General features: G+C 63.6%; 9 protein-coding genes. 5 read left to right on the top strand and 4 right to left on the bottom strand.

Translation table 11 applies throughout. From position 1 onward, the window contains the following. The first annotated feature begins 205 nt into the window (after positions 1–205). Positions 206–2,908 (top strand): EAL domain-containing protein, encoded by a 2,703-nt coding sequence (locus JQ600_RS10395; protein WP_212390208.1) that lies wholly within the window; start codon positions 206–208, stop codon positions 2,906–2,908. Positions 2,909–3,064: 156 nt separating this feature from the next. Next, positions 3,065–4,558, top strand: a complete 1,494-nt coding sequence (locus JQ600_RS10390) for a glycerol-3-phosphate dehydrogenase (RefSeq protein ID WP_212390207.1) — start codon at positions 3,065–3,067, stop codon at positions 4,556–4,558. 51 nt (positions 4,559–4,609) lie between these two features. On the opposite strand, the gene JQ600_RS10385 is transcribed toward JQ600_RS10390, so the two are convergent. Continuing rightward, positions 4,610–5,923 carry a tetratricopeptide repeat protein gene (locus JQ600_RS10385; RefSeq protein ID WP_212390206.1) on the bottom strand — a complete coding sequence of 438 codons (1,314 nt, stop codon included), beginning with the start codon at positions 5,921–5,923 and terminating at the stop codon, positions 4,610–4,612. Between the two features lie 147 nt (positions 5,924–6,070). Between JQ600_RS10385 and JQ600_RS10380 the strand changes: the two genes are divergently transcribed. Genes JQ600_RS10380 through JQ600_RS10370 form a run of 3 tightly spaced genes read left to right on the top strand, consistent with a single transcriptional unit; the run spans position 6,071 to position 9,017 of the window. After that, positions 6,071–7,291 carry an ABC transporter ATP-binding protein gene (locus JQ600_RS10380; protein ID WP_212489899.1) on the top strand — a complete coding sequence of 407 codons (1,221 nt, stop codon included), beginning with the start codon at positions 6,071–6,073 and terminating at the stop codon, positions 7,289–7,291. Continuing rightward, positions 7,288–8,202 carry an ABC transporter permease gene (locus tag JQ600_RS10375; RefSeq protein ID WP_212489898.1) on the top strand — a complete coding sequence of 305 codons (915 nt, stop codon included), beginning with the start codon at positions 7,288–7,290 and terminating at the stop codon, positions 8,200–8,202. The genes JQ600_RS10380 and JQ600_RS10375 overlap by 4 nt, the downstream gene beginning before the upstream one ends. After that, positions 8,202–9,017, top strand: coding sequence for an ABC transporter permease (locus tag JQ600_RS10370; protein WP_212390203.1), 816 nt, complete (start codon positions 8,202–8,204; stop codon positions 9,015–9,017). The genes JQ600_RS10375 and JQ600_RS10370 overlap by 1 nt, the downstream gene beginning before the upstream one ends. Before the next feature lie 100 nt (positions 9,018–9,117). On the opposite strand, the gene JQ600_RS10365 is transcribed toward JQ600_RS10370, so the two are convergent. The 3 genes from JQ600_RS10365 to JQ600_RS10355 form a co-directional block, all read right to left on the bottom strand. Beyond that, positions 9,118–9,984 carry a carbohydrate ABC transporter permease gene (locus tag JQ600_RS10365; protein WP_212265636.1) on the bottom strand — a complete coding sequence of 289 codons (867 nt, stop codon included), beginning with the start codon at positions 9,982–9,984 and terminating at the stop codon, positions 9,118–9,120. Then, complete coding sequence (locus tag JQ600_RS10360; protein ID WP_211999421.1) at positions 9,981–10,853, bottom strand: carbohydrate ABC transporter permease; 873 nt, start codon at positions 10,851–10,853, stop codon at positions 9,981–9,983. The genes JQ600_RS10365 and JQ600_RS10360 overlap by 4 nt, the downstream gene beginning before the upstream one ends. A gap of 188 nt (positions 10,854–11,041) precedes the next feature. Next, the gene (locus JQ600_RS10355; protein ID WP_212265638.1) at positions 11,042–12,427 is read right to left on the bottom strand and encodes an ABC transporter substrate-binding protein; all 1,386 of its coding nucleotides are present in this window, start codon (positions 12,425–12,427) and stop codon (positions 11,042–11,044) included. Positions 12,428–13,218: the final 791 nt, after the last annotated feature.

Here is a 13,218-nt window from a genome sequence, read left to right as displayed (position 1 = left end):
ATTATCGTTTCGTTCAGAAGTATGCCCCAACAACCCGTTGGATTACCTCGACATACGCCCTGAGGTCCCATCCTGTTAGTGAAGCATTAATCATGTCAGGGCAATTGCCGTAATTTGAGTCGCATTTTCCGGTTGCAAGGGTAGGCGTTTACCCGATCCAAACCCGTCAAGCCAGACACTCCACCGGGAAATCCGCGGGTGAATGATGGCTGGCAAGAATTGGCAGGCAGGCGGGAGGGATTCGATTCCGGCGCTGGCCCTCGTGTGTCTGCTCGCCACCTCTGCGTCGTGCGGGTTGGCATGGGCCGCGCCGCCCGTTGCCGGCGGCTTGGCGCCGTCGGGCTATTCCGGCGAACTCGACCCCAGCATGATCTGGGAGATGCTGATCGGCGGCATCGTGGCCGTATCGTTTCTGGCAGCGGCCGGGCTGTGGGTGCTGTCGGCACTGCGCCGGGTCAAGCGCTCGCAACTCCGGCGCAGTGCGTTCGTCAGCTCAGCCCTGAACAATCTCAGCCAGGGCGTGGTGATGACCGACGTCCGTCAGCGCATCATCTACTGCAACGACCGCTATCTCGAAATCTATGGCCTAGTCCGCGCGGACATTCCCCGCAACATGACCGGGCCGGAACTGCTGGAGGTGCGGCGCAAGCGCGGCGCGCTGGATGTCAGCGTCGACGAATTCTATGCCCAGGCCGCCACCGCGGACGGCCTGATCACCGAACTGCCAAACGGCAAATCGGTTCTGGTCAAGTATTTCCGCCTGCCGAATGGCGGGTCGGTCGCGACCCATGAGGATTGCACCGCGCAGCGCAAACTTTCGCGCAAGCTGGCATCGACCACGCAGTTCCTGGAATCGGTGCTCGACAACGTTCCGGTCTGCGTCGCCGCCAAGAACATCGAGGACGGCCGCTATATTTTCGCCAACCGCGCGTTCGAGCGTTTCTCGCGCTTCTCGCGCGACCATATCGTCGGCAAGCGCGCCGACGAGATATTCCAACCCGAAACCGCACGCACCATCGACACCGCGGACCAGTCGGCGCTGAAGGCGCCGGAAGGTTACCACCGCAGTGAGTTCGAGGTCGAGCGCGGCTCCGAGAAGCGCGTCCTCGCTTCCAACCGCGTGATCGCGCGCGATGAGAACAACCAGCCTGAATTCCTGATCGCACTGTTCGACGACGTCACCGACCGCCGTTCGTTGTCGCGCGAGCTGGAGAGTACCAAGAAGTTCCTCGAACTCGTGGTCGACAACATTCCGGTCTCGCTGATCGTCGAGCGCGTCTCGGACGGAAAATACCTGCTCGCCAACCGCAGCGCCGAAACCATCCTCAACCGCCGCCGCGAGGACGCCACCGGACTGACGGCCGCCGATATCTTCAATCCGCGCGAAGCCAAGCTGATCATCGCGCGCGACGAGGCGGCGATCAAGAAGCGCGGCCTTCTGACCGAGGAGCACCCGATTTCGACCAAGGACGGCCTGCGGCTGTTCCTGACCCGCCGGATGACGGTGCTCGATGATGCCGGTGAGCCGCAATATCTGATCAAGACCCATGAGGACGTCACCGATCGCCGTCAGACCGAGTCGCGGATGGCGCACATGGCCTATCATGACGGCCTGACCGATCTGCCGAACCGCGCCGCCTTCCTGCAGGCGCTGGCCCAGATGATCGAGGCCTGCGAGGGTACCGAAGAGGAATTCGCGGTGCTCTGCATCGACCTCGACGGGCTGAAGGAAGTGAACGACGTGTTCGGTCACGCGATGGGCGACAAGGTGCTGACCGAGGTCGCCCAGCGACTGCAGGACTGCGCCCGCGGCGGCGTGGTGGCCCGGCTCGGCGGCGACGAATTCGGGTTGATCATCGACGGCAAACAGCCCTCCGCGGGCATCGCGCTGGCCGAGCAGGTCGCGATCGCGCTGGCGAAGGAATTCCAGATCGACGGCAAGCCGGTTCGGGCCGGTGCGACCACGGGCATCTCGGTATTTCCGCACAACGGGTCGGACGCGGCAGCCCTGCTCGCCAATTCCGGCGCGGCGCTGTTCCGGGCGAAAGCAAAATCGCGCGGCTCGATCAGCGTCTTCGAGCCCGAGATGGACCAGCAGATCCGCGACCGCCGCGTGCTGCATCAGGACCTCTCGGTCGCGATCAAGAACGGCGAATTGTCGCTGTACTACCAGCCGCAGGCCGCTTCGGGTCCGACGGTTGCCACCAGCGAAGTGATCGGCTTCGAGGCGCTGGCGCGCTGGATGCATCCGGTACGCGGCTTCGTGTCGCCCGGCGATTTCATTCCGCTGGCGGAAGAAAGCGGCCTGATCGTCGAAATGGGCGAATGGATCCTGCGCGAAGCCTGCCGGGAGGCGGCCTCCTGGCCGGTGCCGATGCAGATCGCGGTCAATTTGTCGCCGGCGCAGTTCATGCACGGCGATGTGGTCAGTCTGGTGCATTCGATCCTGCTCGAAACCGGGCTGGCGCCCGATCGGCTCGAGCTCGAAATCACCGAAGGCGTGCTGATCGAGGATTTCGATCGTGGCCTGGCGCTGCTGCGGCGGCTCAAGGCGCTCGGCGTGCGCATCTCGATGGACGATTTCGGTAGCGGCTACTCCTCGCTGAGCTATCTGCAGGCGTTCCCGTTCGACAAGATCAAGATCGACCGCGCCTTCGTCATGCATCTCGGGCGCAATCCGCAATCGGCCGCGATCGTGCGCGCCGTGATCGACCTCGGCCACGGCCTCGAAATGTCGATCGTCGCCGAGGGCGTCGAAACCCAGGAACAGCTCGGCTTCCTGTCGGAAGAGGGCTGCGACGCGGTGCAGGGCTATTTCATCGGCAAACCCCTGCCGATCGGGCAATACGCCGCGCTAGTCGGGCGCAACGTCATCAACGGTATCGAGTCCACGCGCAAGACCGGGTAAAGCCTGCGAGCAGGCTCTTCGCTTTTGTTTGACGCGTTTTCTTTCGCAGATAAGTCTACGCAATCTGCGTAAACTTGATTGCTATGCGAACCGGTATCCACTTCACTCGCAAACGCTATCTTGTGGTGCACCTCGGTTCTCGACTGTAAGCGTTGCATGGCGGATTACGATCTTGCGATCATCGGCGGCGGGTTGAACGGCGTTGGCATCGCGCGCGATGCCGCCGGCCGCGGCCTGCGCGTGATCCTGCTGGAGCAGGGCGATCTCGGTGCGGGCGCCTCCTCGGCCTCGCCGCGGCTCGTCCATGGCGATCTGGCGGGGCTGGAGCGGCGTCGCTTCCTTCGCGTCCGCGCGGCATTGGCCGAGCGCGACATTTGGCTCCGGATCGCGCCACATCTGGTGCGCCCGATGCGCTTTGCCATCCCCGCCCACACCGACGAACGCCCGGCCTGGCAGTTGCGGTCATGGCTGTTGCTGTATGACCGGCTGGCCTCGCGCGCGCCGTTGCCGCGCTCCGCCACCGTCGACGTCACCCACCATCCGGTCGGCAACCCGCTGAAGCGGCCGTTCGGAACCGCCTTCGAATATTCCGACTGCGTTGTCGATGATTCCCGCCTGGTGGTGCTGACCGCCGTCGATGCCGCGGCGCGGGGGGCCGCGATCCGCACTGGCGCCCGCTGCACCCGCGCCGAGCGGGGCGAGACCTGGCGGCTGGTGACGATCGATCGTGGCCATCGTCAGGTCGTGACCGCGCGGGCGCTGGTCAACGCCACCGGAGCCTGGACCGCGACCGTCGCCGAGACCGTGCTGCGCCAGCCGCCACCCAAGCTTGCCACGATCCAGATGAGCCAGATCGTCGTCCGCCGCCTGTTCGACACCGACAACGTCTACGTATTCCAGAACAGCGACGGTCGGCTGATCTTCGCCAGCCCCTATGAGCGCGACTTCACCCTGATCGGCACGGTTGGCCATGCCTTTAAGGGTGATCCCGCCATTGTCGCGATGGCGGCCAATGACGTGGCTTATCTCTGCGATGCCGCCAACCGGTATTTTCGCGAACGGATCGAGCCGTTCGACGTGGTGCGGACGGTTTCCGGCGCCAACCTGGTGCTGAACCCCGCGAACAACCGGGCAGCGTGGGACGGCGCGATGAGCTTCGACCACACTCGCCGCAAGGCGCCGCTGATCACGGTCTTCGGCGGCGACGTCACCACCTCGCGGCTGCGCGCCGAAAGGGCCGTCTCCAGGCTGACGCCGTTTTATCCGATGTCGCCGCGCTGGACTGCGACGGCGCCGCTGCCCGGCGGCGATTTTGCCTGGAGCCGCTTCGAGAACGAGGTCGACGAGGTGCGCGCGCGCTGGCGGTTTCTCAGCGAGGATCACGCCCGCCGCCTGGTCGGCGCCTATGGGTCGAACGTCAAGGCGATCCTTGGCGAGGCCAGGGATCGCGGCGATCTCGGCCCGGCGTTTGGGCCTGGACTGACGGGCGCGGAAGTGCGCTATCTCATGAAGCACGAATGGGCGCGGTTCCCGGACGACATTCTGTGGCGGCGCTCCAAGCTCGGCCTGACCATGCCGCCGGCGGACCGCGAGGCGCTGGCGGCGTTCATGGCGACGGTGTCATCGGAGCTGGCATGCGGCGCTCGATAAATCCGACAATCGTCCTTGCCGTCGCGCGGCGGCGATCGAAATGTTCGCCGTTCAACGCCGCGCCTGAACCTCCCGCGACCAGGCCGCGTCACGTGCGGACGGCCTGCGCTCGAGCCGGGCGGAGATCAGCCCGGCGGCCTTCTCGCGGTGTCCACCGCGCAAATACGCCACGATCAGCGTGTCCTCCCACAATTCGCGCTGGGCGTGGCTGCCGCCGATCCGCACCAATTCGGCCATCGCGGGTTCAAGCAGGCGGATCGCGCCGTCATGATCGCCGTCGGTGAAGGCCCGCATGCCGCGGCACATGTCGATCGCCGCGCGGCCCGGCGGCAGTTTACCGTCGGCGGCACGGGCCTCCAGCTGCGCCAGCCGCGTATCCAGCGCCTCGCCGCCGATTGCCGCCGCGGCCAGCGCATGATGCACGTCGGCGAAATGCGCCCCGGCCTGCGGGAAATATTTTTCGCCATAGGCGGCGACATCGCGCCAATGCGGCTCCAGCCCGGATTTACCGGCGAGCGACAACCGCCACAGCAGCGAAGCGCCGTCGGTGAAAATATTCAGCGGCGGGTAGGGGCGGTCGGCCGGCTTGATTTGCTGTTCGTAGATCGCAAGCGCGCCTTCGAGATCGCCCTCGTCGAGCGCGGTCAGCGAGATGTGCCACCACAGATGCCCGTGCAGAAAGCTCTTGCGGTCATGCGCGGGAAGCCACGCGGAAAGAAACTGGCGCCCCGCCGCCAGGTCGCCTTGCTCGAACATCGCGTGCGACAGGCCGTGCGCGGCGTTGGCGTTTTCAGCCCGCAACCCCATCGCGCGTTCGCTCAAGGCGCGGCCAGTGGCGAGATTGCCGGCTTCGGTATGCGACCAGCCGAGATAACTCAGGAACCACCAATCCTCGCCGTAATGCCTGGCGACACGCTCGCATACCGCAAGCTTGGCGGCGTCGTGGTCGGCGCGGCCTGAAAACGCGTAGAGCCCGAAGGCGCCAAGCAGCATCGACAGCACCAGCGCATCGCGAGGATATTCCTCGAGATGCGCTTCCGCGCCGCTGACGGCCACTTTCGGCTTGCCCTCGATCACGGCAGCCATGATCTCGATATGCCGGCGCTCACGCGCGTCGGCGCTGGCGGCCAGTTGTCGTGCATGGGCGGCCATGCTGCGCGCTTCATTTCCCTGCATATTGAGCTGATGCAGGCGGGCCCGCGCGATATGGGCCAGCGCGAAATCACCATCTTCCCGGATCGCGCGGTCGAAGGCGTCCTCGGCGCCGTGCCAGGCCGACAACATGCAGTCCATGCCGTCGCGATAATGCGCGGCGGCGCGGTCGGAGGTCGTTGTCAGCGGCAGATCATATCGGTCCCGGTTCATTTTCTTGTTCCGTGATGCGCGCGGTGAGTGTCAAGCCTAGCAGAGACATGACCGGCGACAGCGATAATATTGTGACTGTGCGGCGCGAAGCGGTTGAGCCGGTGCCGATCCGCCGCTAGCGTGCGGCAGCGAGGGCTGGCAGGGGACATGACCGAGGAATTGCCGGAAATTACGCCGAAGGCCGATGCGGTCAGGGACCCCGCAAAGCCGGAGCCGCCGCCTCAAGTGGCTGTAAGCCCGGCGCCTCAGTTCGAGCCGGCCGCCGACATGCCGCTGCTGCGCATCGAGGGGGTCGGCAAGACGTTCGGCAGTTTCCGCGCGGTGGACCGGCTGTCGCTCGATATCCGCGCCGGGGAATTTTTTGCGCTGCTCGGTCCGAGCGGCTGCGGCAAGACCACGCTGCTGCGCATGCTCGCCGGTTTCGAGACGCCGGACGAGGGCCGCATCCTGCTTGGAGCAAAGGACATCGCGCAGGTGCCGCCGCATCTGCGTCCGGTCAACATGATGTTCCAGAACTACGCGCTGTTTCCGCATCTGTCGGTGCGGGACAACATCGCGTTCGGCCTGAAGCGCGCCGGCATGGCGCGCGAGCAGATCGCCACCCGCGTCGCCGAGATGGTTGCGCTGGTCAAGCTCGAAGGCATGGAGAAGCGCAAGCCCGATCAGCTCTCCGGCGGCCAGAAGCAGCGCGTGGCGCTGGCGCGCTCGCTGGCCCGCCGTCCGCAGGTGCTGTTGCTCGACGAGCCGCTGGCTGCGCTGGACAAGAAGCTGCGCGAGAGCACGCAGCTCGAATTGATGGACCTGCAGCGCCGGCTCGGCATGACCTTCATCATCGTCACCCACGACCAGGAAGAGGCGATGACGATGGCGGGCCGGATCGGCGTGATGGATGCCGGCCGCCTCGAACAGGTCGCCGCCCCGCGCGAGCTCTACGAGACACCGCGTTCACGCTGGATCGCGGAGTTCATCGGCGACGTCAATCTGTTCGACGGCGAGGTTGGCTGGCGTGAGAATAACCGGCTGCTGGTCACGACCAGGGAGGGTGTCACGCTTGCCGTCACCGAGCCGCGCCAGCGGGTTACCAAGGCCACGGTCTGTGTCGCGATCCGCCCCGAGAAGGTGAAACTGTCGCGCCGCGCCCCGGTGTCGGATGCGGCCAATACACATGCGATCAACCGGCTCGAGGGCGTGGTGACAGATGTCAGCTATCTCGGCGGGCTCACCGCGTACAAGGTCAAGCTGGAATCCGGCGCGGTGGTGCGCGCATCGATGGCCAATACCGCGCGGCTCGACATGGATGCCTATCTCGCAGGCCAGCGCGTGGTGGCCTGGTTCACGCCTGACGATTGCATGGTGCTGGAACAATGAGCGCGCGCCCCATCTTCGCACGTCCGGCGCGGCTGGCTGCGATCGCGCCCTATTTGTGGATGGTGCTGTTCTTCCTGGTGCCGTTCGGTTTCGTGCTCAAAATAAGCCTGTCGCAGACCGCGATCGCACAGCCGCCCTATGTGCCGCTGTTCGACCTCACCGAAGGCTGGGCGGCGATCAAGGCGGCGTTTGGGCAATTGTCGCTGGATAATTTCAAGCTGTTGATTTCGGACAGTCTCTACATCTCGTCCTACCTGCGCAGCATCTTCGTCGCGGTGACCTCGACGGCGATCCTGCTGCTGATCGGCTACCCCATCGCCTATGGCATGGCGCGGCTGCCGCAGCGCTGGCAACCGATCGCGATGATGCTGGTCATTGTGCCGTTCTGGACCTCGTTCCTGATCCGGATCTATGCCTGGATCAACATCCTGCAGCATGACGGCCTGCTCAACAAGGTGCTGCTGGCGCTGCATATCGTATCAACGCCTGTGGTGTGGCTGTCGACCGACAGCGCGATGTATATCGGCATCGTCTATTCCTATCTGCCGTTCATGATCCTGCCGCTGTACGCCACGCTCGCCAAAATGGACGGCGCGCTCATCGAGGCGGCGTCCGATCTCGGCGCTTCGCCGGGACGCGCGTTCTGGCTGGTGACGTTTCCGCTGTCGCTGCCAGGCGTCGGCGCCGGCGCGCTGCTGTGCTTCATCCCGATCGTCGGCGAGTTCGTGATTCCAGATCTGCTCGCGGGTTCCGGTTCGATGATGATCGGGCAGACGCTGTGGCTCGAATTTTTCACCAACAAGGACTGGCCGGTTGCTTCCGCTGCCGCCGTCGCGCTGCTGCTGCTGTTGATACCGCCGCTGCTGCTCTATGACCGGCTGCAGCGCCGCACGCTGCGGGGAGGGGGCTGATGGCGCGGCAGGTGAACCGGATTTCGTCGTTCAACATCACCTCGCTGGCGCTGGGATTGGCGTTTCTCTATCTGCCGATCGTCATTCTCGTCATCTACTCGTTCAACGCCTCGCGGCTGGTGACGGTGTGGGGCGGCTGGTCGCTGCGCTGGTACACTGAGTTCTTCAACGACCGCGCCATGCTGGACGCGGCCTGGATGAGCCTGCGCGTCGCCGCGGTGTCGGCGACGGTTGCAACCCTGCTTGGCACGCTGGCCGCGATCGGTCTGGCGCGCGGCGAGCGCTTCAAGGGCCGATCGCTGTTCTCAGGCATGCTCTATGCGCCGCTGGTGATGCCGGAGGTGATCTCTGGCCTGTCGCTGCTGCTGCTGTTCGTCGCGCTCAACGCCGAGCGCGGCTTCTGGACCGTAACCATCGCGCATACCACGCTGACGATGTGCTTCGTCACCGTCGTGGTGCAGTCGCGCCTCGCCTCCATCGACCGCAGCCTCGAGGAAGCGGCGATGGATCTCGGCTGCGATCCGGTGAAGGCATTTTTGTCCGTGACGCTGCCGCTGATCGTTCCGGCAATCGTGGCCGGCTGGATGCTGGCCTTCACGCTGTCGCTCGACGACGTCGTGATCGCGAGTTTTACGACGGGCCCGGGTTCGGCGACGTTGCCGATCCGGATCTATTCCGAAGTGCGGCTCGGGGTGAAGCCGCAGATCAACGCGATCTGCACCATGGTGATCGCGCTGATTGCGGTGGTGATCGTGATTGCGTCTTTCGCGTCGAAACTGTCGAGGTCGCAGGGCGAGAGCGCGGCGCCGCTGTAATCGTCGTCATTGCGAGGAGCGTAGCGACGAAGCAATCCATCCATCCGTTATGCCGTGAGGTGGATTGCTTCGCTTCGCTCGCAATGACGGAAGCGAGACTTTACGACTTCACCGCACCCGCCGTCAGCCCGCCCACCATATACCGCTTGAACGCGTAATAGATCGCGGCCGGCGGCAGGGCGTAGATGAAGCCGGTGGTCATCAGCAATTCCCACGGCGAATCGTCCGCGGCAAGGAAGTTGCCGAGCGCCACCGGCAGCGTGATCTCGGTGTCCTTGGAGAGCAGCAGGAACGCGTAGAGATATTCGTTCCAGGCGAGCAGGATCGCGTAAGTGCCGATCGCCACCAGTGACGGCATCATCAGCGGCACATAGACCAGCCTGAACAGCTGCGGAATGGTCGCGCCGTCCATGACGGCGGCCTCGTCGAGTTCGACCGGCAGCTTGTCGGAGGCCTGCTTCAGCACCCAGATCGCGTAGGGAGAGGCGATCGTCACCATCGCCAGAATCAGCGACCAGTGATTGTTGAGCAGGCCGTAATTACCCATGGTCCGGTACATCGGCACGGCGAGGAACGCCGCCGGGATGAAATAGGTGAACAGCGCCAGATTCATCACCCACCGCCCGCCGGGCACCTTGAGCCGCGAGATCGCAAACGCCGCCGCGGTCGCGATCAGCAGCGTCAGCGCGCCGGCGGCCAGCGCGATCACGATCGAATTCCAGAACTGGATCCAGAAATCCCGCAGGAAGTAATGCTCCTGATGGAACACGATGCGGAAATTATTCAGTGTCGGATGCGCCGGCCAGAGCTTTCCGGAGAACGCATCTTCCTTCGGCGAAATCGCGAACAGGAACATGTGGTAGATCGGGATCATGGTCCAGAGGAACACGGGAATCCCGATCAGCAGGAGGCGGGCTTCGACGCCGACTTCGCGCCAGGTTGGAAGCTTTGGCGTTGGCAGTTTCATCGCGACAACCGTTTCATCATGAAATAGATCAGCGGCAGCACGAACGGCAGCGCGCAGACGATGGACGCCATCGCCAGGCTGAGCTGATCGAGCCGCAGATAGCGAATTCCCAGGGTCGCCAGCACATGGGTGAGATCGGCGGGGCCGCCGCCGGTCAGCAGATACACGCTGTTGAAGTCGCCCAGCGTCCAGATCATCGAGAGCAGGGTGCAGGTCAGATACAGCGCCTGCATCGATGGCCAGGTGATGAAGCGGAACTTCTGCGTCCGGCTCGCGCCGTCGACTTCGGCCGCCTCGTAAAGATCGTGCGAGATCGCAAGCCGCCCGGTCATCAGGATCAGCGTCCAGAACGGCAGCGATTTCCAGATGTGCACACCGATCGCCATGGAAAGCGCCACGGTGGGGTCATTGAGCCAGTTAGGGCCGTCATCGCCGGTGAGTTTGAAGATCAGCGTATTGACCACGCCCCATTCGGGGTTGAACATGAAGCGTACGGAGAGAATGGTCGGGATCGAAGGCACTGCCCAGGGCAGGATGAACAGCACCGACAGCCATTTGATCCAGGGGCGCTGCTGGGCGAAGAAGCCGGACAGGAGCAGCGCGATCATCATTTTGAGGTTGATGCCGACCAGGAGAAAGATCAGCGTATTGACCGCGGCGCGCGCGAAGATCGGATCGTGATAGAGCGCGACATAGCTCGCCGGATGACGCGCCAGCCACAGCCCGTACCCGACCGGGTAGACCACGAAGGCCAGAAACACCAGCAGGTAGGGCGCCACCAGCACGATGCCCCAGACCTGCGGGGTGGTCAGCCGGGCCGACAGCGGCGGGCCTGGCATCGCCTGATCGCCCGAGATCGTAATCGCCATATTCGTTACTCTTGTCAGCGATGCCGGCCGCAATGCGCGACCGGTGTTGGTTGGTACACCTCTCCCCGCTTGCGGGGAGAGGTCGCCGCGCTCTTGCGCGGCGGGTGAGGGGGTACTGGACTCTCAACGAGCGTCACTCGCGGAGAGAGCCCCTCACCCCGCAAGAGCGGGGCGAGGGAGAAGCAAGATCAACCCGCGATTTGCTTGAGGCGGGCGATCAGTTCGTCGACGGCCTTGTCGACCGGAACCTTCTCGCTCACCACCCGGTTCATCGCCTTGGCCCAGACGTTCTCGTTGTTCAGGATCGTGAACTTCCAGTTCTTGGTGAAGTCGAACGGCGTGGTGCCGCCAGTGAACTGAGTGTAGACGGCTTTGCGATGCCGGTCAGCCTGCCAGAACGGGCTCTGCTGGCTTGCGGTCGTCACCGGGAACCAGCGGCCGAGCGCGCCTTCGATATAGGGCCGAAGGTTTTCCTCCTGCAGCAGGAACTTGATGAACTCCTTGCCCTCGGCCTTGTTCTTGGCCGCGGTGAACATCAGCCCGGTCTTGACGTCGGAGCGGTACTTGATCGGCGTGCCGTCCGGCTTGTTGGGGAACGAGGCGGTGATGATGGTCTCGTCGTAGTTCTTCTTGCCGAGCGCCCGCTGTTCCGGCGTCAGCGCCGGGTTGTTGGCGTCGTCGAGCCATTTTGCCGCGATCGAGATCGTGAAGTTGTGCGTCATCACGATGGTCTTGTTGTGGAACGCGACGTTGTTGTCCGGATCCTTCCAGGTGGTGGAGGAGGGCGGCGAGCAGCCCCTGGTGTAGGTGTCGGTGTAGTCCTTCACCGCCTTGATCAGGTTTTCGCGCACCTTGGGATCGTCGACCAGAAGCTTGCCGTCGTCATCGACCAGCTTGACGTTGTAGGCGTCCATGAAGGTGTAGAACGACTGGAACGAGTCGGTGGATTCCACGCCCATCGGCTGGCCGACGGCGTAGATGCGCTGGCCGGTGGCCTTGCGGATGGCGGGTTGCACCTTGTCGCACCAGAACGACCAGTAATCTTCCCATTTGGTCGGAATGTCGCTTTGCTTGAAGCCGGCCTGCTCCAGCATGTCGCTCCAGATCTGGACGTGCATGCTCTGCTGCTTCAGCGGATAGCCGTAATAGGCCTTCTTCTTGGCCACATCGTTGTAGAGCAGCGCGGTCTCCAGCGTGTTCGGCGCGAACGCCGACTTCATCGGCAGCAGAATGTCGCCGAGGTCCTCGAGCTTGCCCTCAAAGGCCCATTTGCCCTGCGCCTGCACATCGTAGCTGTCGGAATAGGCGACGTCAGGCACGGTGCCGGAATCCAGCGCCGCCACCGTCTTCGGGATCATGTCCTGAATGGCGTATTGCGACAGTTCTACCTTGATGCCGGTCTTGGCCTCGAACTTCTTGATCGCCTCGAGCAGCGCGTCGTCCTCGGACTTGTAGAAGCCCTTGCCGAACCAGACGGTAATGGTTTTTTGCTGGGCCATCGCAGGCGCTGTGGCGTAAAACAGCCCTACAGCCGCGACCGCGAGTGAAACTGCACCAATTCCCTTGAATCTCACGTTGTTCTCCCTGAATTTTGCCGGGGTTTTTGACCGGTTGGATTAGTGATAGCGCAACCAAACGGCGCGATCTAGATGGCGCGTTGCAAACTTTCTGTTGGGGAGGGTGTTCCAAAGAGGTCCGTCTTCGCAACGACGTCGTTTCAGTCTTGTCGTCCCGGCCTGACGCGCAATCGCGCACAGGCGCCGCCCTCCTCCTTGATTGTGAGAGGGATTGTAGTTCCAGCCAAATCCAACTTCGGCATCGCCCGATATAACATGTGCATCGGCGGCTATGGGATACCGGCTTTGCATGCGCAATTGCCCAGTTGGGCCGAGGTGACACAGTTTCGCATTCTCGCGGCTTGATAAGCCCGAGCTTTGCCAGAAATCTCCTTGCCCTCGAAGACAGAGGGCGCAGGGAATGCCGGATGCGCGCTGCACCCGCGGTCTCATGTGCGTTCTGTGCTAAAAAAGCTGCACATGAGCATACAGGGCAGCGGAGAACATCCGACATTCCCTGCGCAGTGGCTTTACGGCTTATGACGCGCTCTCCCCGGTGAGACGGCCTCTATTGCCACCGTCACCCCTCGGAAGCGTTAGCTTCTTCAGAGCTTGACGCCGTTACGGGCGCCAGGACCACACGCTTTCACCGTACGCATCAGCCGCGACCGTCAATCGCAACGTCAACGTCCACCGCATCCCCGCCCCTCGTCATGACGACGGCCGACGCCCCTCTGAGTGGGACGGGATGGGCGAGAATGTGCCGGTGATTTGGGGTGGAAGGAAAGGGAAATATTTTTGATTTTCGG

Source organism: Bradyrhizobium sp. AUGA SZCCT0176, assembly GCF_018130145.1.
Lineage (GTDB): Bacteria > Pseudomonadota > Alphaproteobacteria > Rhizobiales > Xanthobacteraceae > Bradyrhizobium.
This window is presented reverse-complemented; position numbering and strand designations above follow the sequence as displayed.

Excerpts from the sequence above, each read along its gene's own strand:
- JQ600_RS10395 (WP_212390208.1), top strand. The coding sequence starts at position 206 with ATGGCTGGCAAGAATTGGCAGGCAGGCGGGAGGGATTCGATTCCGGCG.
- JQ600_RS10370 (WP_212390203.1), top strand. The coding sequence starts at position 8,202 with ATGGCGCGGCAGGTGAACCGGATTTCGTCGTTCAACATCACCTCGCTG.
- JQ600_RS10390 (WP_212390207.1), top strand. The coding sequence starts at position 3,065 with ATGGCGGATTACGATCTTGCGATCATCGGCGGCGGGTTGAACGGCGTT.
- JQ600_RS10380 (WP_212489899.1), top strand. The coding sequence starts at position 6,071 with ATGACCGAGGAATTGCCGGAAATTACGCCGAAGGCCGATGCGGTCAGG.
- JQ600_RS10375 (WP_212489898.1), top strand. The coding sequence starts at position 7,288 with ATGAGCGCGCGCCCCATCTTCGCACGTCCGGCGCGGCTGGCTGCGATC.
- JQ600_RS10385 (WP_212390206.1), bottom strand. The coding sequence starts at position 5,923 with ATGAACCGGGACCGATATGATCTGCCGCTGACAACGACCTCCGACCGC.
- JQ600_RS10365 (WP_212265636.1), bottom strand. The coding sequence starts at position 9,984 with ATGAAACTGCCAACGCCAAAGCTTCCAACCTGGCGCGAAGTCGGCGTC.
- JQ600_RS10360 (WP_211999421.1), bottom strand. The coding sequence starts at position 10,853 with ATGGCGATTACGATCTCGGGCGATCAGGCGATGCCAGGCCCGCCGCTG.